The organism is Chryseobacterium cupriresistens, assembly GCF_046614675.1.
Taxonomy (GTDB): domain Bacteria; phylum Bacteroidota; class Bacteroidia; order Flavobacteriales; family Weeksellaceae; genus Chryseobacterium; species Chryseobacterium cupriresistens.
Genome location: NZ_JBKKJT010000003.1, coordinates 653,824 through 675,626 on the forward strand (window position 1 = coordinate 653,824; position 21,803 = coordinate 675,626).

Below are 21,803 nucleotides of genomic sequence, written 5' to 3' on the forward strand. Positions count from 1 at the left end.
AAATGCGCTTCAAAAACTTATACATCTTTATCATTTCGGGATTTTTGGTTTCCTGCTCTTCCTCACAGAGTCTGGAAAAGCAGTCTTCCAAAGACCAGTGGCTCACCACCTGGGCAACTGCTCCCCAGTTGGTGGAACCTAAAAACCTTCCGCCGGAACCGGGGCTTTCGGGGAATACCCTGCGTCAGATTGTCCGTGTATCTGTGGGTGGAAAAAAATTGCGGTTACGTTTTTCCAACAAATATTCTGTAGACAGCCTGGCGGTAAAAGCCGTTTCGATTGCCGTGCCGTCCGATAGCAGCAATGTGGATGCAACCAGCATCAGATCATTAACGTTTGAGAAGAAAAACAATTTTAAAATTGCTCCCGGATCCGATATTTATTCTGATGAAGTGAACTTTAACCTGAAGCCTAATTCGTTGCTGGCCATTACCATTTCCTATGGAAAAGTAACCCAATCTGTCACCGGACATCCGGGGTCAAGAACAACCTCTTTTATTGTTAAAGGTGGGCAGGCGAATGCTGCGGTATTTAAAAATCCTGTAAAAACAGATCATTGGTATTCGCTTTTTAACATCGATGTAAAAACCAGTGAACCCTCACATGCGGTGGCTATTATGGGAAATTCCATTACCGACGGAAGAGGATCGGGAACCAACAGGCAGAATCGCTGGACGGATATTTTTTCTCAACGGTTACTGGCAAATCCTTCTACTGGGAATGTAAGTGTCCTTAATTTCGGGATTGGTGGGAATTGTGTAGTGCGTGGCGGTTTGGGTCCTACAGCATTAGACCGTTTCGATTATAACATCCTCAATCAGCAGGGCGTAAAATGGCTGATCATTCTGGAAGGAGTGAATGATCTGGGAGGAACAAGAGATCCTGATGATGCCTCCAAAAGAACAGAAGAACTGATTGCCGCTTATCAGGTGATGATTGATAAGGCACATGCTAAAGGGATCAAAGTGTACGGAGCAACAATTCTTCCTTTTGGAAAGTCGTTCTATGACAAACCTTTCCGTATCGAGGCCTGGAAAAAAGTAAATGACTGGATAAGAAACAGCGGAAAATTTGATGCCGTCATCGATTTTGCAAAACAAATGCAAAGTGAAAATCCGGAAGTCATCTTAAACGATATGCACGATCATGATTTTCTTCATCCCAATGAGGCCGGCTACAGGAGAATGGGAGAATTTGTGGATCTGAACTTATTTAAAAATTAAATCAAAAAGATATAATATGAATTTTACAAAAAACATTTCGCTGTTTCTTACGTTGTTGTTTATATTTTTTGTAAAAGCAACCGAACCATTTATTTCTTTTGCTAAGACAGAAAATTCGGTGGTATTGAAAGAGCGTAATTCAGGTTTGATGCTTTTTTCAGACAGTGATTCGGATAAAGGAATTTTGCGTGCCGTTGCGAATCTTCAATCCGATTTTCAAAAAGTAACCGGTGTTCAGCCTCATCTTACTTCCCAAAACTCTGGCTTGAACGGAATGATCATCATTATTGGTGAAGCAGGTAAAAGCAAGACCATTGATAATTTAATTCGTCAAAAAAAGCTGGATGGAAAAGCATTAACAGGGAAAAGAGAAAAATATATCATTCAGAATGTCAGTGATCCGTTTCCGGGCGTTTCTGAAGCCATTGTGATTGCAGGAAGTGATAAAAGAGGAACGATTTACGGGATTTATGAAATGTCTAAGCAGATAGGTGTTTCACCATGGTATTATTGGGCAGATGTTCCGGTTGAGAAAAAAGAAAATGTATACTTTAAAAAAGGAATTTACACAGACGGAGAGCCTGCTGTAGAGTATCGCGGTATTTTCCTTAATGATGAAGAGCCTTCGTTGGGAGGATGGGCAAGAGCAACATTTGGCGGAGTAAACAGTAAGTTTTACGAAAAAGTTTTTGAACTGATTCTACGCCTTAAAGGAAACTATATCTGGCCGGCAATGTGGGGGAAAGCATTCTATGACGACGATCCTCTGAGCGGCCCTTTAGCCAATGAAATGGGTATAGTCATGGGAACTTCCCACCATGAGCCTATGGCTTTGGCACAAACCGACTGGCACAGGTATATCAAAAAAAATAACCTCCCGAATGTCTGGGATTATGCTAAAAATGCGGACGTTTTACAAAAGTTCTGGAAATCCGGACTCGAAAGAAGCAAGAACTGGGAAAAGCTTGTCACAGTGGGAATGCGCGGTGATGGTGACGAAGCAATGGGAGAGGGAACTAATATTTCCCTGCTGGAAAAAATTGTAAAAGACCAGCGTAAAATCATTGCTGATGTTACAGGAAAAAAGGCTGAGAAAACACCCCAGGTCTGGGCATTGTATAAAGAAGTTCAGGACTATTATGATAAAGGAATGAGGGTTCCGGATGATGTGATCCTGCTGTTCTGTGATGATAACTGGGGAAATGTAAGAAAGCTTCCTGATCTTTCGAAACCTTTGCATAAAGGTGGCTATGGAATTTATTACCACTTCGATTATGTCGGCGGCCCGAGAAATTCCAAGTGGATCAACATAAGTCCCATTCAGAGAGTCTGGGAGCAGATGAACCTTTCCTATGAACACAAAGTAGATAAGCTTTGGGTCGTGAATGTAGGAGATTTAAAACCTATGGAGTTTCCGATCAGCTTTTTCCTGGAAATGGCCTGGAATCCGAAGCAGTTTAATGCTAAAAATCTTTTGGAATATACTGAGAAATGGGCTGCTCAGCAGTTTGGAGAAAAACACGCCAAAGAAATTGCCAGGATGATTAATCTGTATTCCAAATACAACAGAAGAGTAACTCCTGAAACCCTTGACAGTAAAACATACAGCCTAGAGAATTACCATGAATTTGAAACGGTTTTAAATGATTACAGAGCATTAGCCGTAGAAGCTTTACGGTTAAAAGAACAGATTCCTGCCGAATATCAGGATGCTTATTATCAGCTGGTTCTGTACCCGATTGATGCATGCAGTAATTTGTATGAAATGTACTATGCGGTAGAAAAAAACAGGGAACTCGCAGCGAAAAAAGATCCGGAAGCCAATTTCTATGCGGATAAAGCGAAGGCATGTTTTGAAAGAAATGCTTATCTGGATAATCAATACAATAATGTGATTGCCGGCGGAAAATGGAAGCATATGATGGATCAGATGAGGATAGGATATAAAAGCTGGGCAGACGGAAAAGAAAATATAATGCCTGAAGTGACCTATATTTCCGAAGCTGAGGTTCCCAAAGAAAAGGTATTTCAGGAGAAAAACGGCTATGTTTCCATTGAAGCAGAAAATTTTGCAAGAATGAGCAATTCTGACCGGATCCATTGGGAAGTGATTCCTGATTTCGGGAAAACAAAGTCGGGTGTGACAACCTTTCCACAGAATGCCTATCCAAAAGCTGATGAAAATATCTGGCTGGAATATGATATCAATTTTGAATCAAAAGGCGAGTTTGAAGTCCAGTTACTATTAGCTCCGACTTTAAATTTTAATCATAATAAAGGACTCCGCTACGAAATTTCTTTTGACAACGAGACTCCACAAATTGTCAACTTCAATGGCCATTACAAAGGAGAATTGGGAAGATGGCAGTCTGAACATATTATTAAATCCGCTACAAAACATTCGGTTCAGCAGGCTGGAAAACATAAGTTACGTTTCAGAGTGCTGGAACCCGGCATTGTCCTTGAAAAGATACTGATCAACACCGGAGGCTTAAAATCCTCTTACCTGGGCGCTCCCGAAAGCGAAATGCTTCACTGATTGACCCAATATTCATCACAAACAACACTTTAATTATGAAACACGAATCTTAATTCACATTCCAATCTGAAATACAGTTCCCTCACAGAGAATGAGGAGAAAGAACAGCGAATGATTTTGTAAGCAACTTTATTTAACAGATCGCTGCCTGATATCATTCAGGGTATTTTCCTGACGGTTTTTGAAAATCAACCGTCTTGATGGGGAATCTATTGCCCTTACTTTAATTGTTTACGATCAAAATCACGACTATCTAAAACTAAACCATTATGAAAAAACTTTTAAATCTTTTCAGCATTCATTCTATATGTTTGTTTTTCAGTTGTCTGGCTTATGGGCAGCTTACTACTGTAAAAATTGATAAGAACACATCTTATCAGAAAATAAAAGGATTCGGTGGATTTGTATGCAGTCCCCAGTTTGCGTATAACCATATGTCTACCTCAGAGATTCAGACACTTTGGGGAGCTTCCAGTGAAGGCGGATATAACATTATGAGATTGTATATCCCTGAAAACAGCAGCAACTGGAGTTCTGTACTGGCTACAGCACAGCTCGCCAAATCTATGGGACTTACCATTTTTGCTTCGCCCTGGACCATGCCAGCAGCCTGGAAAACTAATAACCATGTCAATGCTGTCTATACAGATGCCAATGGTGTACAGCAGATCGGATATTTAAAGCCGGAAAATTATCAGGATTATGCCCTTTATCTCAACAGTTTTGTAACCTATCTTCAGAACAACGGAGTAGAACTTGATTATATCTCCATTCAAAATGAGCCGGACGAAATGGCTCAGTATCAGGGATGTATCTGGACTCCTTCACAAATTGCAACTTTTATCAAAAACTATGGGCAGCTCATCAACTGTAAAGTGATTGCCCCGGAAAGTGTGGGATTTACGGATAATTTTGCCAATGCTTTGCTGGATCCTTCGGCAATGGCTAATTTTGAAGTGTATGGAGGGCATCAATACGGGCTTATGCAGTCTACCTACAAACAATTCCAGAATTACAACAAAGAAATCTGGCAGACAGAATATCTGATCAACTGGAACTCTTCATCCACCCAGCCGGCACGAGATTTCAGCTGGAATACAGATGCTTTTACTTTTGCCAGCAGTGTCAACAATGCATTACTGGGAAATATCAATGCCTGGATTCATTACTCTGCCAAACGCTATTATGGCTTAATGGGTGACGGAACTTACGGAACTCCCGCAGGTGTAATGACCAAAAGAGGCTATATTCTTTCACATTATGCCAAGTACACAACAGGAAAGACGAGAATAGAAGCTAAATGGGATGACAAAACCGGAGTTTTACAAGGCTCTTCTTATATTTCCCAGGATGGAAATCAGGTTGTTCTTATGGTCATCAATCCTTCTCAGAACACGTATAGCTTGAAGGTTGACTTGCCTTTTTACACAACTTCAGGAACAAAAGTATTGACCAATACACAATCCAATATGGTTACCACGCCTATTTCTTTGAGTACAGCAACATTCCGGCCTACTGCTGATATCAGCCCTTCCAGTGTCATGACATTTGTTTTTAATAAAAGCGGCGACAGGCCTGCTTCTCTCATGACAGGCGGTGATATCCATTATAATAAAATTGAAGCCCAGACTGCTACCAGTACAGCTTTTGGTACGGGATTCAATATCAGCAATACAACGGTGACGTTCTCTAATCCAAGCCCTCTTATCAGTAATAATATGACTGCGGCTAACGGATATCTTCAGCTTAATGACAGGTACAATAAGCTGATCCTGCATGTAAATAGCTATACAACGGCGGGACAAAGTTACTCAGACAATACGACTTTATACTATATCAACAGCCAGGGAGTAACGAAATCATATAATTACGGCAAGATTAATTTTCCGCAGGGAGGAAACTTCGATATCACATTAGATATTTCAAGACAGGTGCTTACAGACGGATGCAAAGGAATTTTAGGATTGAGAAATTCCAATTACAGTTCTGTGCTTACGCTTAATCTGGGCGATGTTTATTTCAATGTGGGTAATGAAATTGCCTCAAAATTTGGAGGAACCTATTCCGCAAGCGATAGCTATCTGATGGATGCCCTGGAAAATGGCTACTACACTTCTGTAGACTTCAGAAATGCTGCAGGAGTTACTTCTTCCAATAACTGGCAGCCTATGAGTGCCAACTCTAACAGCATTTATTATGTGAATTCAAACGTAAGTTCATCTGCCAATAATGTGATCTCTGGTACTACATGCTCAAATCTTGTCCTTTCCGGTCAGGGTATGGATTTTCAGGTGCCGTTTAACTTCACAGCCAATACAGCTTCTTACAGCCGTATATTTAATGGTTATGACGTCCTGATCTTACCATTCCAGGCTAATATACCTTCCGGAGTTACTGCTTATACGATGTCACCTGGAGCAAGCAATATCGGCTGTACCCCAATTTCCAACGGAATTATACCCGCAAATACTCCGGTAATCATCAATGCGACAGGAAATATTACTTTCAATGGTTCAGGAAATGTTTCTACCCCGAAAGCTATCACGGTCAACCAGATGAACGGAGTTTACCAGAGCATCAAAGTTCCGGCCAATGCTTATGTGCTGAAAACAGAAAACGGAGTAACAGGCTTCTATAAAATAACTGCCGGAAGTGAGCCTGCAATAGGATCTTTCAAAGCTTATCTTACAGAAGAAAATGCTTATTCAGCCAATGTTCTTCCTTTAAACTTCGGATCGTTAAGTGCCAGAAACATTTCTGCTGAAGCTAAAAAAGAGGGAATAAAAATATATCCTAATCCGGTAAAAGCAGATCTTTTCATTGATTCTGATTTGTCAGAAGCAGCGGCCACTATTTTTGATGCTAGAGGAAGTGTTATCAGAACCGGGTTGAAAATAAATTCAGGGAAAAACCAAATTAATGTGGGGAATTTCCCGGCTGGTATTTACTTTATTGAGGTTGCTCAAAAAAATAATATTGTGGTAAAACAAAAATTTATCAAAGAGTAAATTGAGTCCAAAGCCACCATGAGCACTGCTTATGGTGGCTTTATTTCTACAATTTGGTAGATGAAAACCAAAAGTAAGTAGGATTTACTATTAATTTAAGTGTATTATTTACATTTATTTAAAATAGAACGTTATATTTGTTTTTCATTGCATTGTTGCTGAATAATACTGGCAATTTGTATAAAATAAGAATGAAAACATAATTATCCGTAAAAATCTGTAAAATAAGTGGTTGAAATGATTAATCACAAAATCAACAACCATTTTTCGGACTTTGCTAACCCCATTCTTATAAAGAAATATGCACAGTCATCAGTGAAAATCCGTGAAATCAGTGGGTTGAAAATGATTAATCACAAAATCAACAGCCATTTTTCGGACTTTGCTAACCCCATTCTTATAAAGAAATATGCGCAGTCATCTGTGAAAATCCGTGAAATCTGTGGTTAGAAAATCATTAATTACAGAATCCACAAAGTCTTAGGACTTTATTGAAACCATATACCTATGAAAAGAATTGTAATAATCCTATGTGCAACGCTTGCAGCACCTTTATTTTTTGCCCAGAGCCATTATAAATATCCATTCAGAAACCCGGATCTTCCGGTTAATGAAAGAATTGAGAATCTCCTTTCTTTACTCACAACAGAAGAAAAGATTGGGATGATGATGGATAACTCCCAGGCAGTTCCCCGTTTGGAAATTCCTGCCTACGGATGGTGGAATGAAGCACTTCACGGAGTGGCCAGAGCAGGAACAGCCACAGTTTTTCCTCAGGCAATCGGGATGGCGGCCACATGGGATGTTCCGGAGCATTTGAAAACTTTTGAAATGATCTCTGATGAAGCACGGGCAAAATACAACAGATCTTTTGATGAAGCCCAAAAAACAGGGCGGTACGAAGGACTTACCTTCTGGACACCCAATATCAATATTTTCCGTGACCCAAGATGGGGAAGAGGCCAGGAAACCTATGGTGAAGACCCTTATCTTACCTCCGTTCTGGGCGTTGCAGCAGTAAAAGGCCTGCAGGGAAACGATCCGAAATTTTTTAAAACCCACGCTTGTGCCAAACATTTTGCAGTACACAGCGGACCGGAATGGAACCGCCATTCCTACAATGCAGAAATTTCAAAAAGAGATCTGTATGAGACCTATCTGCCAGCTTTTAAAGCATTGGTTCAGGAAGGGAATGTAAGAGAAGTAATGTGTGCTTACAATGCTTTTGACGGGCAGCCATGTTGTGCAAACAATACTTTACTTACTGAAATCCTCCGTGGAAAATGGAAGTATGACGGAATGGTAGTCTCAGACTGCTGGGCACTGGCCGATTTCTTTCAGAAAAAATACCACGGCACCCATCCTGACGAAAAAACAACCGCAGCAGATGCCCTGAAACATTCCACGGATCTGGAATGCGGAGATACCTATAACAATCTGAATAAATCTCTGGCAAGCGGACTGATTACCGAAAAAGATATTGATGCGTCGATGCGCAGAATCCTGAAAGGCTGGTTTGAACTGGGAATGCTTGATCCGAAATCTTCCGTTCACTGGAATACCATTCCGTATTCTGTAGTCGATTCTGAAGAACATAAAAAGCAGGCACTGAAAATGGCACAAAAGTCAATTGTGCTGATGAAAAACGAAAAGAATATTCTGCCTCTCAGCAGAAATATTAAAAAAATTGCCGTTGTAGGACCAAACGCTGATGACGGATTGATGCAGTTAGGAAACTATAATGGAACCCCTTCTTCCATTGTAACGATTTTAGAAGGAATCAAAACCAAATTCCCGAATGCTGAAATTATCTACGAAAAAGGAAGCGAAGTCACAGATCCTTCTTCCAGAACATCACTCTATCAAAATTTTATCAGTCAGAAAAACGGCGCAAAAGGAATGAAAGTAGAGTTTTTCAATAACAATGAATTCAAAGGGCAGCCGGCCAATACTTCTGTAAATTCAACCGCCATCAGCTACAACAGCTTTGGGGGAACCCAATTGGCACCCAATGTAGGAAGAGAAAATACCTCAGCCATCATTTCAGGCATTTTCAAAAGTACCTATACAGGAGAGGTCGTGTTTTCTGCTTCCACTTCCGATATCTATACACTTTTCGTGGACGGAAAAGAAATCGCAACAAGGAAAGGACCTGATGCAAGACATCCTTCAGAGTTTCCTGTAAAAATGGAAAAAGGAAAAGAATACAAGATAGAACTGCGTCATACACAAAAAGGAAAATATGTGAGTATCACTTTTGAAGTGTACAGAAAAGACCCTGTTAATTTTGTTTCGGTGAGGGAAAAGGTGAAAAATGCAGACGTTATTGTCTTTGCAGGCGGACTTTCTCCAAGTCTGGAAGGTGAAGAGATGATGGTAAATGCAGAAGGCTTCAGAGGAGGTGACAAAACTTCGATTGCCCTTCCTAAAGTGCAACGGGAACTGTTAGCGGAGCTTAGAAAAACCGGAAAACCTGTTGTTTTTGTTCTTTGTACCGGAAGTGCTCTGGGATTGGAACAGGATGAGAAAAATTATGATGCCCTGTTGAATGCCTGGTATGGCGGACAATCAGGAGGAACGGCCGTAGCAGATGTTTTGGCAGGGGATTATAACCCTTCAGGAAAATTACCCATTACCTTTTACAAAAACCTTGAGCAGCTGGATAACGCTCTTTCAAAGACAAGCAAACACGAAGGATTTGAAAATTATGATATGCAGGGAAGAACGTACCGTTATATGACGGAAAAGCCTCTTTATCCGTTCGGGCATGGCCTGAGCTATTCAAAATTTGTTTATGGAGATTCAAAACTCAGCAAAAATACTATCAATACCAACGAAAATGTGACGATCACAATTCCGGTAACCAATGTTTCAGAAAGGGATGGCGAAGAAGTCGCTCAGGTCTATATCAAAAGAAATAATGATACCCAGGCACCGGTAAAAACGTTAAGGGCTTTTGAAAGAGTTTTAATCAAATCTAAAGAAACAAAAAATATTCAGCTAACCCTCTCCAAAGAGTCATTTGCCTTCTATGATGAAAAAGCAGATGATCTGGTTTCAAAACCCGGCGATTATACCATTTTTTATGGCGGAACTTCTGATGATGCCGTGTTGAAAAGCATTCCATTAACAGTAAAATAAAAATTGATTCAAGACAAATTGAGACATGCTTTAGTTTTCAAAATAACGATCTATGACAACAAAAAATAAAATACTTTCCATCGCGATTTCCCTTAGTGCTGCTTTTTTTTCGGCTCAGAATAATACAGTCCGTACTTTTAATCTGGATCTGAAAGAAACTCCGGCACCTGTTAAAATACAACCTACCATGTACGGGATTTTCTTTGAAGACATCAATTTTGCAGCTGATGGCGGATTGTATGCGGAGCTGATTAAAAACCGCAGTTTTGAATTTGACGAACCTTTCACAGGATGGAAACAACCCAACACAAAAACCCTTTCTCCTAATCTGTATTCCGGATTTCTGACCATTTATTCCGATCCTGCCAAAACCAATAAGAATTACGCGAGAATTACCGTTCTGAACGATAAAAATTATATTCTGGAGAATGAAGGATTCAGGGGAATAGGCCTTCATCAGGGAGAACAATATGATTTCAGTTTTGATCTGGAGAATGTTTCAGGAAATGTTGCTGCGGTAAATGCAAGTCTTGTTGATGAAAATGGGAAGGAAATTTCTTCAGTTTCCACACTTATAAAGAGAAACGGATGGCAGAGATATACAGCTGTTTTTAAATCACCACAAACTGTAGAAAAAGCAAAACTGCGGATTACATTTACCGGAAACGGTATTGTCAACATGGATATGATCTCACTCTTCCCGCAGGATACCTGGAAAGGCAGAAAAGGTGGATTACGAAAAGATCTCGTTCAGAAACTATACGATTTGCAGCCCGGATTTTTGAGGTTTCCGGGAGGCTGTATTGTAGAGGGAAGAACTTTGGCAGAACGCTATCAGTGGAAAAAAACAATAGGAAATATAGCAGACCGTGAATATCTTATCAATAAATGGAGTACAGGATTTCCACATCGTCTTACACCGGATTACGGACAGTCTTTCGGGCTGGGATTTTACGAATATTTCCAGCTTTCCGAAGATCTGGGCGCAGAACCTGTTCCTATTCTGAGCTGTGGTATGGCATGCCAGTTCAATACCGCAGAACTGGTGAAAATGGAAGACCTGGATCCTTATGTTCAGGATGCCCTGGACCTGATTGAATTTGCCAACGGGGATTCCGGAACAAAATGGGGAAGAATCCGTACTGAAATGGGACATCCAAAGCCTTTTAACCTAAAATTTATCGGAGTAGGAAATGAACAGTGGGGAGCAGATTATATTGAACGTTATAAAGTATTTGAAAAAGCCATTCACACAAAATATCCTGATATGAAGATCATCTCTGGAAGCGGGCCGTCACCTGATGGCGAATTCTTCGAATATGGCTGGAAAGAGCTGAAGCAGCTTAACGCACAGATGGTAGATGAACATTATTACAACTCACCCGAATGGTTTATGAAAAATGCAGGCAGATACGACCAGTATGACCGTTCCGGGCCAAAAGTCTTTGCCGGGGAATATGCAGCCCAGTCTGTAGGAGTGGTAAAACCTGATAATAAAAATAACTGGCTGACGGCCCTTTCGGAAGCTGCTTTTATGACCGGTCTTGAAAGAAATGCAGATGTGGTCTATATGACTTCCTATGCACCGCTTTTTGCCCATGCTGACGGCTGGCAGTGGACGCCTGACCTCATCTGGTTCAATAATCTGAAATCTTACGCGACACCGAATTATTATGTTCAGAAATTATTCTCCAACAATAAAGGAACGGATATACTGAAAATAGAAAGCAACGGAAAAGCAGTATCTGGCCAGGAAAAATTATATGCTACAGCAGTGAAGGACACGAAAACTCATGAAATCATTATTAAAATCGTCAATGCTGATACTCAGGCTAAAACGGTAAATATCAAACCAGAAACTCTGAAAATCGGTAAAAAAGTAACCAAAATTCTTCTGTCTGCGCCGCAGCTTTCCAGTGAAAATAATTTCGATGCTGAACCTGTGAAACCCAAAGAGAAGAATTCAGAAGCTAAAAAAGGTGAAATTTCAACAGAAATTCCGGGCAATTCTTTGGTTGTTTTAAAGGTGAAAACAATTTAAAAAACTGTTTTATAGTATGTTATAAAAAATAAGTGTGTTTTTTACATTTATTTAAAATAGAATCTTATATTTGTTTTTATCTCATCAGGAGAATTTAAAATCTCAATAATCAAAAACGTTTCACCACCATGAAAAAATATGTTATCGGGCTGGACTACGGTACAGATTCCGTACGGGCCGTCCTTATTGATAATGAAAACGGTTCCGAAATAACTTCTTCAGTTAGCTACTACCAGAGATGGAAGGAAGGCCGATTTTGTAATCCCTCAGCTAACAGTTTCAGACAGCATCCTTCAGATCATATTGAAGGTCTGGAAAAGACTATTTCAGAAGTAGTAAAAGAAAGCGGGATACCGGCAGAGCAGATCGTCAGTATTTGTATTGATACTACAGGCTCTTCACCGCTTCCGGTTACAAGTGACGGAACAGCCCTGGCGCTGGTTCCGGGATTTGAAGAAAACCCCAATGCCATGATGGTTTTATGGAAAGACCACACCGCTATTCGGGAAGCTGAAGAAATCAATACCCTTGCAAGAACCTGGGGTGGTGAAGATTATACAAAATATGAAGGCGGTATTTACTCTTCAGAATGGTTCTGGGCCAAAATACTGCACATCAGCAGAGTGGATGTAGGGGTAAAAAATGCTGCTTATAGCTGGATGGAGCACTGTGATTATCTGACTTTCCTTTTATCAGATCATAAAGACCTGGCTACCTTTAAAAGAAGCCGTTGTGCAGCTGGCCACAAAGCCATGTGGCATGAGTCATGGGATGGTCTGCCTTCCGAAGAATTCCTCAACAGGCTTGATCCTTCTCTGGGAGCACTCAGAGCAAGATTATACAGGGAAACCTATACTTCAGACGAAGCTGCCGGCTATCTGAATGAAGAATGGGCCGCAAAAACCGGTCTTACCACCAAAACCATTATTACGGTAGGAACTTTTGATGCCCATTCAGGAGCTGTAGGAGCCAGGGTGGAAGAAAATACCCTGATCAGGATCATGGGAACTTCTACCTGCGATATTATGGTAGCCTCACAGGAAGCCATTGGGGATACAACCGTAAAAGGAATATGTGGACAGGTTGATGGCTCTGTGATTCCCGGACTGATAGGGCTTGAAGCAGGACAGTCTGCCTTTGGAGATGTGCTGGCATGGTATAAAGATATTCTGATGTGGCCGGTTCACCAGGTTATGATGCATTCCGAAAATATTTCACAGGAGCAGAAAACAAAGCTCGCTGAAGAAATGGAGGACGGACTTATCAGAGAATTGACTCTTGAAGCAGAAAAAATTCCTCTCTCAGATAGTGTTCCGATTGCATTGGACTGGGTAAACGGAAGAAGAACACCGGATGCAGACCAGCAACTTAAGGCAGCAATTAGTCAGCTTTCTCTGGGAACAAAAGCTCCTCATATTTTCAAAGCTTTGGTGAATGCCATTTGTTTCGGAGCTAAAAAGATCGTTGACCGTTTTGAGGAGGAAGGGGTGAAAATCAATAAAGTGATCGGAATCGGTGGAGTAGCAAGGAAATCGCCATTTATCATGCAGACTCTCGCTAATGTTTTGAATATGCCGATTGCAGTAGCTGCTTCAGACCAGACTCCTGCTTTGGGAGCTGCTGTTTATGCAGCTGTATCAGCAGGAATTTATCCGACCGTACAGGAAGCAAGCATGAAAATGGGCTCCAGATTTGAAGCGGAATACCAGCCGAAAGCGGAAGAAGTACAGCATTACAGAGAACTAATGCAGCAATACCAGAAACTCGCTGATTTTGTAGAATATAATACCAGACTGCAAAACAACAGTAAAGAACTTCAGAACTCCTGAATATTAACCTTTTGAATGATACTCAAAATGAATACCTATAAAGAACTCCAAAGAGAATGCTATGAAGCGAATATGCAGCTGGACGCCCTGAAGCTGGTGGTCTATACCTTCGGAAATGTAAGCGCTGTAGACCGCGATAAGGGGATTTTTGCCATTAAACCAAGCGGTGTTCCCTATGATATTTTAAAGCCGGAAGATATGGTGATTCTGGACTTTGATGCCAATGTCATTGAAGGCAGGCTCAGACCTTCTTCCGATACGAAAACCCATGCTTACCTGTATAAAAACTGGGAAAATATCGGTGGAATTTCCCACACGCATGCCATCTATTCCGTGGCGTGGGCACAGGCACAAATGGATATCCCTGTTTTCGGGACCACCCATGCGGACCATCTTACAACAGATATTCCCTGCGCTCCGCCTATGCGGGATGAACTGATTGAAGGAAACTACGAATACAATACAGGAATCCAGATTCTGGAATGCTTTAAAGAAAAACAACTCTCTCCGGAAGAAGTAGAAATGGTCCTGATCGGCAATCACGGTCCGTTTACCTGGGGAAAAAATGCGGAGAAAGCAGTCTACAACAGCAAAGTGCTGGAAACCATTGCTGAAATGGCTTATCTCACCAGACAGATCAATCCTGATGCGGAACGTCTGAAAGACTCACTCATCAAAAAACATTATGAACGTAAACATGGCAAAAATGCTTATTACGGACAGGAATTTAAACACTAAACACTTCAACATAAACAACTATTAACGATCAACAAAACTATGTTAACACCTCTCAATACCAAAGAAGTCTGGTTCATCACAGGAAGTCAGCATTTATACGGGCCAGAAACACTGGCACAGGTAGCAGAACACTCACAGAAAATTGTGGCAGAACTTGAAAAATCTTCTTTCATTCCGGTAAAAGTCATTGTAAAGCCAACGGTAAAAACTACCGAAGAGATATTTGAAACCATTGCAGCAGCCAATCATGCAGAAAACTGTATAGGAGTAATTACGTGGATGCATACTTTTTCACCTGCTAAAATGTGGATCAGAGGGCTAAAAATTTTACAGAAGCCTCTTCTGCATCTGCATACCCAATTCAACAGAGATATTCCGTGGTCTACCATGGATATGGATTTTATGAATCTTAACCAGGCTGCTCACGGAGACCGTGAATTTGGTTTTATGGTGAGCAGACTCAGAAAAAACAGAAAAGTAGTGGTAGGGCACTGGTCAGAAGAAAGAGTTCAGAAGCAAATTGGTGACTGGAGCCGTGTTGCTGCAGGCTGGGACGACTGGCAGGGAGCTAAATTTGCACGTTTCGGAGATAATATGCGATTTGTAGCCGTTACAGATGGAGATAAGGTGGAAGCTGAAACCCGGTTCGGCTTTTCAGTGAATACCTGGGGAATCGGTGATCTTGTAGGCGTTATCAATTCTGTAAGTGAGGGAGAAATAAAAAGCCTGATGGAAGAATATGAATCTTCTTATCACATGGCAGCCTCCCTTTTGGAAGGAGGAGCCAACAGAAGTTCGCTGCACACCGCTGCAAAAATTGAATTGGGCCTTGAGAAGTTTTTAAAAGACGGTGGATTTAAAGGATTCTCTGATACTTTTGAAGACCTTCACGGGCTGGAGCAGCTGCCGGGAATTGCCGTACAGAGACTGATGCAGAAAGGATACGGATTTGCAGGCGAAGGAGACTGGAAAACCGCAGCGCTCGTACGTGCCATGAAAACAATGGGGCAGGGTCTTGAAGGTGGAAATGCCTTTATGGAAGATTATACCTATCATTTAGACCCTTCCAATCCTTCCATTTTAGGCTCCCATATGCTGGAAGTAGATCCTGTGCTGGCCGCCGGGAAACCTTCATGTGAGATACATCCGCTGGGAATCGGAGGAAAAGCAGATCCGGTTCGTCTTGTTTTTAATTCCCGAGGAAATATTGACTCTCTGAACGCTGCCCTGATGGACTTTGGAAACCATTTCAGGCTGCTGATCAACAAAACCAGAGCGTTGGAAATTACAGAAGAGCTGCCAGAACTTCCGGTAGCAAGAGTCTTATGGAAACCTCTTCCTGATTTATACACAGCCGCAGAAGCCTGGATATTGGCAGGAGGGGCACACCATACATGTTACAGTGAAAATATTTCGGCAGAACAGTTGGAAGACTTTGCTGAAATAGCAGGAATTGAATCATTAGTCATTGATGAAGATACCAGAATGCGTGATTTTAAAAATACACTTCGTTGGAATGAAATGTATTATCGTTAATTAATTGTAAAAAATATGTAAATAATTATGAAAAAAACAACATATAACGGCATTTTTATTTTATTATTTTTAATTATTTTCGGCTGCAGAAAAGAAAATAACAAACAGGATATTTCAGGAAAAATGGAGAATGTTCAAACTTCAGACTATGGAGTGACGCCCAAAGGCGATTCTATTAAAAAATACACATTAAGCAATAAAAACGGGATGAAAGTTGAAGTCATCAACTTCGGCGGGATTATCACTTCTTTAACAGCTCCTGATAAGAACGGGAAATATGAAGACGTGGTTCTGGGTTTTACAAAACCTGAAGGATATTTCGATGGAAACCCTTATTATTTCGGTGCTTTGATCGGAAGATACGGCAACAGAATTGCCAATGCCCAATTTACACTCGATGGCAAAACCTATGAAATCAACAAAAATGATGGTCCCAACAGCCTTCACGGAGGAAAGGAGGGATTTCATACCAGATTCTGGAATATTGAGGTAGTAAAAGATGCAAAATTTCCGACATTGAAATTATCCTATACCAGTGCAGACGGTGAGGAAGGATATCCGGGGAAATTAACAACAACTGTTTTTTACACGCTTACAGACGACAATGCCTTGGAAATTTCGTATGAAGCTGAAACAGATAAGACTACTGTAGTGAATCTTACCCAGCATTCTTATTTTAACCTGTCAGGAAATTTTACTAAAATGATTACTGATCATGAATTACAAATTAATGCAGACCATTTTCTTCCGGTAAATGAAACATTGATTCCTACCGGTGAGCAGAAAGCAGTAAAAGGAACTCCTTTTGATTTTACGATTTCAAAGCCTATCGGAAAAGATATCAGTGCAGACGATGATCAGCTGAAAAAAGGAAAAGGATATGACCATAACTGGATTTTGAATGGAAAAGGTTTGAGAAGTATCGCCAAAGTGTATCACCAGGGAACAGGAAGATTAATGGAAGTCTTCACAGATGAACCCGGTGTGCAGTTTTATTCCGGAAATTTTCTTGACGGAAAGTTTGATACCAAAACCGGAGGTAAAAATGAATTCAGAACAGGATTTTGCTTAGAGACACAACACTTCCCGGATTCACCGAATCAGCTTTCTTTCCCTTCCACAGAACTGAAGCCCGGACAGAAATACCACTCGAAAACCATCTATAAATTCTCCGTAAAAAAGTAAACTATGGGAAAATTAGCAACTATTGATATCATCATATTCCTGATCTATTTTGTAGTGGTAGCTTCTTACGGATTATGGATCTATAAAAAGAAAAAATCCGAATCTACAGGAAGTAAGGATTATTTCCTTGCGGAAGGATCTTTGACATGGTGGGCGATCGGAGCCAGCTTAATTGCTTCTAATATTTCTGCTGAACAGTTTATCGGAATGAGTGGTGAAGGTTTCTTTGTAGGAATTGCTGTTGCCGCTTATGAATGGATAGCTGCTCTTGCGTTAATCATTATTGCGGTCTGGTTTATTCCGATCTATCTTAAAAATAAGATCTATACCATGCCCCAGTTTCTGGAAAGAAGGTATAACAAATCTGTTTCGCTCATCATGGCCGTATTCTGGCTGTTTCTGTATGTTATCGTGAATCTTACCTCCATTCTTTACCTTGGTGCTCTTGCCATCGATACTTTACTGGGAGGAGAGCATCTTCACGGTATTATGATTGCTCTTTTGCTTATGGCCCTTCTGATCGGTCTCGGAGGAATGAAAGTAATTGGATATACAGACGTTATACAGGTGGCAGTCCTTATTATCGGAGGTTTTGCAACAGTTTATATGGCGTTGCAGATCGTGGATCAGAGAATCAACGGAGCCGCTGTAGGAAATGCGCTGGCAGGATTCAATACCCTGATCAATGAGGCTCCGCAGCACTTTAAGCTGATTCTTCAAAAACCAACAACTACGACTACTACTTTGGCAATGCCTCAGAACCTTGAGGTACAGAAATATGTGGTGTTACCGGGTCTGGCCATGTATTTTGCCGGGCAGTGGATTGTTAACCTGAACTATTGGGGATGCAATCAGTATATTACACAGAGAGCTTTGGGAGCAGATCTCAAAACGGCAAGAACAGGAATTTTATTTGCAGGTTTTTTGAAACTATTCATGCCTGTAATCGTAATGCTTCCGGGAATCGCTGCTTATGTTTTATATTCCAAAGGACACCTTCCGGGATTCAACGGAGTGAAAGACGGGGCATACTCTGCAATATTAGGATTTTTACCTGTTGGACTTAAAGGATTGGCTATTGCAGCATTGACCGCAGCAATTGTAGCTTCACTGGCAGGAAAAGTGAACAGTATCTCAACCATTTTTACCCTGGATATCTATAAGAAATACCTTAAAACAGATGCCACCGAAATTCAGATGGTGAGAACAGGCCGCTGGGTCATTATTATTGCAATGATGGCAGCACTGGCCTTTACCTGGACAGATGTTTTAGGAATTGGTGGTGAAGGAGGTTTCACATTTATCCAGAAATATACAGGCTTTATCAGTCCGGGAGTTTTTGCCATGTTCCTTCTGGGAATGTTCTGGAAAAGAACGACTGGCATAGCTGCTTTGGTAGGAGTGATTTTAGGATTTGTCCTGGCGATCTTCTTCAACAGTTTTGCCGTTGAAATTTTCGGGAAAGAGACGTGGATGTATACAGCATTCACTTATGAAAAGCTGGAAAATGGGGTGGTTCATACCATTACCGAAATTCCTTTCCTGATTAATATGGGATGGTCGTTTTTTATCACCATAATTGCCATGATCCTGATCAGTCTTGCAGGTCCAAAAGTAAACCCTAAAGCCTTTGCCATTGATGTAGCAATGTTTAAAGTAGACAACAGGACATTAGTTTTGATTGTGATGACGCTGCTTTTACTGACCGTCTTGTATGTAAGATTTTGGTAAACGTAGAAATATGTTATAAGTGAATAGTCAATAGTGAATTCGTTTCACTGTCAATTTTAAAAATTCATCATTAACTTGTGAAGCAAAATTGACTTTTTAAAAGTGAATGGTAAATAGTGAATTTGTTTCACTTGTCAATTTTAAAAATTCACCATTGGCTGCGAAGCAAAATGACTTTTCACACATTATTAAAAATAGGATGCTTTTTGAGCATCCTATTTTTTTGTTTCAGAATTAGCTATATGCACTTCTATTGCGCTTAGTTCATCTCAATATATTTGAATCTGAACTTTAGTTTTGATCGTATGCAATGCTTTTGCTGATTATTTTGTGCAGATTGAATATATGACAAAAGTGAATAGTCAATAGTGAATTCGTTTCATTGTCGATTTTAGAAATTCACCATTGACTTGTGAAGCAAATTGATTATTTAAAAGTGAATGGTCAATAGTGAATTCGTTTCACTGTCAATTTTAAAAATTCATCATTGACTTGCGAAGCAAATTGACTTTTACAATGCTAAAAGTGAATAGTCAATAGTGAATTCGTTTTACTTGTTAATTTTAAAAATTCATCATTGACTTGCGAAGCAAAATTGACTTTTCACATCAATAAAAAAAAACAGGATGCTTAAAAAGCATCCTGTTTTTTTTATTATATCTTCTGACAATTAATTCATTCCAATATATTTGAACTTGAACAATTGACATGACGTGCCGTAATAATCCCAAAGGTGTAAGTTTGAATTGCCATCCATGGTACAGTTGGGAATATCCCAGCCACGTGTAGGGTCCACCTTGGACAGGATTTTATAATAACCATTGGAGACAGCAACTACCTGCCAGGCTTGTGCATCATTACCATAGTTCTGCCAAAGCCTGATTGAGGTTCCCAGTGTATTACTATTGCTGGCCAGATCAATACAACGATTGGTTGCACTCGCTTTGGATACAAAACGCCAGTAACCATTGCCGGCGTCAATGGCAACCCAGCGTTGTGCAGCAGCACCATTCCTTGTCCATGGTCTTAACACTGCGCCATTGGCATCCTCTCCGGATTTTAGATCAACTACTTTATTGGCATCGGTCTGAAACTCGATTTCGTAAATACCATTATTAACCAGGCTGCTGGTTGTATTACAGTTTCCAACAGGATAATTGGAGGATGCATATTGCTGGAACCACTGTTTAACTGGGGCAGCGCAGGCTTCCCAATCGTTGTTGTAGGCTGTTCCTGCATTAGGATCGCCTTTGTGGAGGAGATTATCCGGGGCAAGAACATTCCAGCTTACATTGCCTGACTGATCCACGATATATTTTAAATTGGCGCCAAATCCGCTTCCGCCTGCGGTACCTGTTGTACCGATACCGAAGGTACCATAGCCCTGCGGTGCCCAGTCGGTCTCGGTAATGGCAATTGGTGCAATGTCTGCGATTGGTTTAACATTGATATTCCATGCGTTCTGAAAGGCTTGATAGTTGCTGAGACCGCCCCAGTAAGCCGGATAGATATGAACAGCATAACCAATATTACCACCTGTAATCTGGTTACTGACATAGCCTTGATAATGGGATTGCCATCCTGTACCCGGTATCCAGCAAACATTATTGGCTCCATTGTTGCGAATAATGTTAACCAATGGCTGGAAGAAGTTTTTAAGTGCTGCAAAGTGCTCGTTTCCTGTCGATCCCCATGTGCCATTTGTGCCCAGAATCTCAACAGGTTCGTTGGCTAATTCGAACATCACATTGTCAGCGTTCTTTAGGCCCGGATGCTGCGACAAAAAGGTCCATACGGTTTTAAGATAGCTATGATAGGCATCGTTCACAGCAATACGATTTGGACATACGCCTGGCGGACGTAGGATGACATACATTCCCAGGCTGCGGGCATGGTTAATCAGCGGGATTATCACCTGATCTGTATAAGTTACCAGGCGGTTATAATTGAATCTTGAGATATCGTTCTCTGGGATAGCCGGTCCGGGATCATTGGTCCAATACGGATCAATATGGAGGCGGATGTAATTGAGATACCAGCCATCAGCAGCACTGGTGAGCTTGTTCATGACAGCTTTATTATAGTTCAGTGCGCCCTGTACATTGTAATTATCCCAGGTACAGTAGCCGGAATTAGCCCCATACTGACAGCCATTGAACCAGGGGCTGGGAGTTATGGCGACACCATGTAAGACAACATTATTGTCACAGGGATCTTTAAGGTATCTGCCTCCGACATGCAGCATTGGTGTTGCTGCCAACGCTCTTGCGCTAGCGCCGACACTTAAGTTGGTGTCAGGGTCTTCTAGTAAATTTTTTTCATCCATCGTAGAACAGCTGGAAAGAATGATTAACAGAAAGGCCAGAAAAAGCCACATTTTGTTTGTTTTCATAATTTGATATATTTAAAGTTTGGTCTCATTTTTTAGCCGTCAATATTTTGATTCTTCATATTGCGCAGGAGTATTGCGCAGATAAGTAAAACTTCTTAATTTTTATTAACGGTGGATTTGAATAAGGATTGATTTCAGATTACTAAACCGTTTAACCTGTTTGTCTCCATATTTCCTTACCTAAATACCGCTTTTAGGTAGAATACTGGAACCATTTCTATTCAGTTTGCAATTGGAAATTCTTTTTCTCTCTTTTTTCTGGTTCCCGCGAAGTTAAGTTCGGGGCTTGTGAAAATTTGAGTTGTTGTTGAATATGGTTATTAGTTTTGTATAAAAATACATATAATATTAAATATAAATCAATATTTTATTAAAAATTAACAAAAAATTATATATCATAAATAAGATTATAAACCATATAATTATAATACATTGTGTGG

12 protein-coding genes are annotated in these 21,803 nt (G+C 40.6%); 11 read left to right on the plus strand and 1 reads right to left on the minus strand.

What is annotated here, in order from left to right; genetic code table 11:
* Positions 1 to 2: 2 nt before the first annotated feature.
* The 11 genes from ACLI50_RS11835 to ACLI50_RS11885 all read left to right on the plus strand — a co-directional run bounded on the left by ACLI50_RS11835 (position 3) and on the right by ACLI50_RS11885 (position 18,971).
* Positions 3 to 1,223 (plus strand): SGNH/GDSL hydrolase family protein, encoded by a 1,221-nt coding sequence (locus ACLI50_RS11835; RefSeq protein ID WP_411413866.1) that lies wholly within the window; start codon positions 3 to 5, stop codon positions 1,221 to 1,223.
* Positions 1,224 to 1,239: 16 nt separating this feature from the next.
* Positions 1,240 to 3,762 (plus strand): glycosyl hydrolase 115 family protein, encoded by a 2,523-nt coding sequence (locus ACLI50_RS11840; RefSeq protein ID WP_411413867.1) that lies wholly within the window; start codon positions 1,240 to 1,242, stop codon positions 3,760 to 3,762.
* A gap of 269 nt (positions 3,763 to 4,031) precedes the next feature.
* On the plus strand, positions 4,032 to 6,770 hold the full coding sequence (locus tag ACLI50_RS11845) for a T9SS type A sorting domain-containing protein (protein WP_411413868.1): 2,739 nt from the start codon (positions 4,032 to 4,034) through the stop codon (positions 6,768 to 6,770).
* A gap of 237 nt (positions 6,771 to 7,007) precedes the next feature.
* Positions 7,008 to 7,220: a hypothetical protein gene (locus tag ACLI50_RS11850; protein WP_411413869.1), complete on the plus strand. Its 213-nt coding sequence runs from the start codon at positions 7,008 to 7,010 to the stop codon at positions 7,218 to 7,220.
* A 57-nt stretch (positions 7,221 to 7,277) separates the two neighbouring features.
* Positions 7,278 to 9,911, plus strand: a complete 2,634-nt coding sequence (locus tag ACLI50_RS11855; protein ID WP_411413870.1) for a beta-glucosidase — start codon at positions 7,278 to 7,280, stop codon at positions 9,909 to 9,911.
* Positions 9,912 to 9,963: 52 nt separating this feature from the next.
* Entirely contained in the window at positions 9,964 to 11,952 is a 1,989-nt protein-coding gene (locus ACLI50_RS11860; protein ID WP_411413871.1) for an alpha-L-arabinofuranosidase C-terminal domain-containing protein, read from the plus strand.
* Between the two features lie 128 nt (positions 11,953 to 12,080).
* Positions 12,081 to 13,781 carry a ribulokinase gene (locus ACLI50_RS11865; RefSeq protein ID WP_411413872.1) on the plus strand — a complete coding sequence of 567 codons (1,701 nt, stop codon included), beginning with the start codon at positions 12,081 to 12,083 and terminating at the stop codon, positions 13,779 to 13,781.
* A 27-nt stretch (positions 13,782 to 13,808) separates the two neighbouring features.
* The gene (locus tag ACLI50_RS11870) at positions 13,809 to 14,519 is read left to right on the plus strand and encodes an L-ribulose-5-phosphate 4-epimerase (protein WP_002978734.1); all 711 of its coding nucleotides are present in this window, start codon (positions 13,809 to 13,811) and stop codon (positions 14,517 to 14,519) included.
* A gap of 39 nt (positions 14,520 to 14,558) precedes the next feature.
* The gene (gene araA, locus ACLI50_RS11875; RefSeq protein WP_202842891.1) at positions 14,559 to 16,055 is read left to right on the plus strand and encodes an L-arabinose isomerase; all 1,497 of its coding nucleotides are present in this window, start codon (positions 14,559 to 14,561) and stop codon (positions 16,053 to 16,055) included.
* 27 nt (positions 16,056 to 16,082) lie between these two features.
* On the plus strand, positions 16,083 to 17,240 hold the full coding sequence (locus ACLI50_RS11880) for an aldose epimerase family protein (protein WP_411413873.1): 1,158 nt from the start codon (positions 16,083 to 16,085) through the stop codon (positions 17,238 to 17,240).
* A 3-nt stretch (positions 17,241 to 17,243) separates the two neighbouring features.
* On the plus strand, positions 17,244 to 18,971 hold the full coding sequence (locus ACLI50_RS11885) for a sodium:solute symporter family transporter (RefSeq protein ID WP_411413874.1): 1,728 nt from the start codon (positions 17,244 to 17,246) through the stop codon (positions 18,969 to 18,971).
* A 670-nt stretch (positions 18,972 to 19,641) separates the two neighbouring features.
* Here ACLI50_RS11885 and ACLI50_RS11890 read toward each other — a convergent pair.
* On the minus strand, positions 19,642 to 21,363 hold the full coding sequence (locus ACLI50_RS11890; RefSeq protein WP_411413875.1) for an RICIN domain-containing protein: 1,722 nt from the start codon (positions 21,361 to 21,363) through the stop codon (positions 19,642 to 19,644).
* Between the last annotated feature and the right edge of the window lie 440 nt (positions 21,364 to 21,803).